This is a genomic window from Azoarcus sp. TTM-91 (genome assembly GCF_012911025.1).
Taxonomy (GTDB): domain Bacteria; phylum Pseudomonadota; class Gammaproteobacteria; order Burkholderiales; family Rhodocyclaceae; genus Azoarcus.
The window spans coordinates 1-2,306 of the sequence record NZ_WUEI01000229.1 but is presented as its reverse complement, the minus strand read 5'-3'; the positions used below and the strand labels follow the sequence as shown (position 1 = coordinate 2,306).

At 60.1% G+C, this 2,306-nt stretch carries 3 protein-coding genes; 2 read left to right on the top strand and 1 reads right to left on the bottom strand.

From position 1 onward, the window contains the following. Positions 1-328, top strand: a 328-nt coding sequence (locus GRF61_RS23810; protein WP_169153097.1) for an AraC family transcriptional regulator, incomplete at its 5' end; no start/stop codon positions are given. A gap of 454 nt (positions 329-782) precedes the next feature. Continuing rightward, the gene (gene dksA, locus GRF61_RS23805) at positions 783-1,223 is read left to right on the top strand and encodes an RNA polymerase-binding protein DksA (RefSeq protein WP_133595227.1); all 441 of its coding nucleotides are present in this window, start codon (positions 783-785) and stop codon (positions 1,221-1,223) included. 449 nt (positions 1,224-1,672) lie between these two features. Here dksA and GRF61_RS23800 read toward each other — a convergent pair whose 3' ends face one another. Continuing rightward, a complete protein-coding gene (locus GRF61_RS23800) occupies positions 1,673-2,056 on the bottom strand; it encodes a hypothetical protein (protein ID WP_169153096.1) in 384 nt (127 codons plus the stop codon). Positions 2,057-2,306 lie beyond the last annotated feature (250 nt).

The following is a 2,306-nucleotide window of genomic DNA, read 5'->3' as shown; positions in this document are numbered from 1 at the left end:
GCGCCACGCCTCCCTGCAAGGCCTGTGCGAAACCCTCTACGGCGACCCCGCCGACCCCCGCAGCCTGGACGACTGGGCCACCGCCCTCAACATCTCCGGCCGCACCCTCAGCCGCCGCTTCGAACGCGAAACCGGCCTCACCCTACGCGTCTGGCGCCAACGCCTGCGCCTATTCAAGGCCATCGAACTGCTGGGCAGCGGCATGGCCGTAACCCGTGCCGCGCTGGAACTCGGGTATGCAACGCCCTCGGCGTTCATACATATGTTCAGGAGTGAAACCGGGATGAGTCCGCTGGCTTATCGGCAGGCGGTGTTGGCGGAGGGGTGACAAAGCGGCAAAGAGAGGCTGACCGCGGCGCTCGCTCGCCGAGGCGCGAGCAACTTGCCTTGATACTCGAGACAAGGCCGTCGATCTGCAACCTGCGCTGCATCTTCTCCAAACAGCCACACAAGCTCAGCCGCAAACGGGCGCAGCGCGCCTGTAGTCAAGTTGCACAGGTAGGCGCATGCTGCCCCCTTCGGCCACATGCGGCTGGTCGAAGCAGCGCTCCGAACCAAGCACATGCCTCCAGGGCAAGGTCTGCGCAGGGAATCAGCGCCGCGGTTCCCGCACGGCTCGCCTGACGCCGCTACCCCGAGGCGCACCCATGATTTGCACAGCCTCTGACCCAATACCCCCGCCTTTTGCTGGCAGGCGGATTCGATGCAGCAGAAGCAAGCTCGCGGCGCTGTTACGGACGACTCCATCCCCGCCCCTGCAGACCGCACAAGGAGAGCAAGCAATGAACCAGGTCGTGAAAAACCATGTTTCCCCTGCCCCGCCCAGTATTGAAGAACTCATGGAGGCGCCCGAAGAGGATTACATGTCGGACCGTCAGTTGCTGTTCTTCCAGAATCGCCTGAATCAGGAGCGCGACGCGCTTCTCGAATCCGCCCACGAAACCACGCTGCATCTGAAGGACAACGCCCTCAATGCCGACCCCTCCGACAGAGCAACTCAAGAAGAGGACTACACGCTTGAACTGCGCGTCCGGGACAGGGAGCGCAAGCAACTGCAACGGATAGAGCAAGCGCTCGCTCGCATCCAGAACGGCACCTACGGCTGGTGCGAAGAAACCGGAGAGCCGATCGGGATTCCCCGCCTGCTCGCCCGCCCGACCACCACCTTCAGCCTGGAAGCCCAAGAGCACCACGAGGCCCGGAAGAAACGCAACGGGGGATGAGGCATCCTCCACTTGAAGCCAGGGATCTGCAACAGACGCCACCTTGCTCGCACCCCACGCGCTGGCCAACACGCTTGCCCGCGTCTGCTACGCCATGCTGCGCGATCACGCCGCCTGCGGCAATCCGCAACGTCACCCCAACAAGAAGAACTCGAACGCACCGCCTTCGCCATCGCCGCCTGATCGGCTCACCCTTACGCCTCACCCTTGCGCCGAGACTGATCGCTCATCATGGCAAACCGGGTCACACCCACGCGACACAACGCCGATAACACTGCCGGCTCTCCAGCAGCCGCTTGTAACGATTGGCGCATCGCGGGCAGATTCCATGTCGGCACGGGTCATTCAGAACCCACCACAGATGCCGGATATACGACTGCAGGTGATTCATCCCGGAAAGTCAGAAACACGATCCGTCTTGATTTACGGGGGAGTCCATATACGTAAAGTTAGCCCGGCAGATTATCCACATTCCCAAGAGCCAGCATATTGCGTTGGCCGGGTTGGCTTTGGTCATGGGCAGCTTGTGCTGCATTGACCACGGCGGCATGAGATGCAGACCAAACTTGCGCGGGATGGAAATAGCAATTTCCCTTCGCCCATTTTGGATGTCCAGTACGCGAATTTTCTGCAATAGGGTGACGTCCCTTTCCGTCCTTGGTGTAGCAAGGCATCCAGCGACCTTGGTTCCCATCTACCGAAAGACAGACGAAGAAATGAGCTTTTTTAACTTTCAAGAAGTCTGGCAAATCTGTAGTCCCACCTTGTGCTGCCATGGTCACCGGATCTATGTGAAGGACTAACCCAGGGGCAATTTCGTTGATGAGTGGCATGGGAAAGAAGGGCTAACGACGAAGGTCAGCGGCAGGCGGACAGCGCAGCTGGCCGACTGTCCGCTGGACCGGATTGTTAGAACTATTAACCCGGTCCTAAAATAGAAAACAGTCGTATACTCGTGACATGGAAAAGATCGATGTCAGAAAGCTTGAGCCAGCAGCGCGCGAGCAGCTTCGGCGGACGGTGATTCGAATGCTGGGGCGCGGGCATAGCCAAACGGCGGTCGCCGCCGAGCTTGGAATCAAC

Coding starts and splice junctions, on each gene's coding strand:
- dksA (WP_133595227.1), top strand. CDS start 783: ATGAACCAGGTCGTGAAAAACCATGTTTCCCCTGCCCCGCCCAGTATT.
- GRF61_RS23800 (WP_169153096.1), bottom strand. CDS start 2,056: ATGCCACTCATCAACGAAATTGCCCCTGGGTTAGTCCTTCACATAGAT.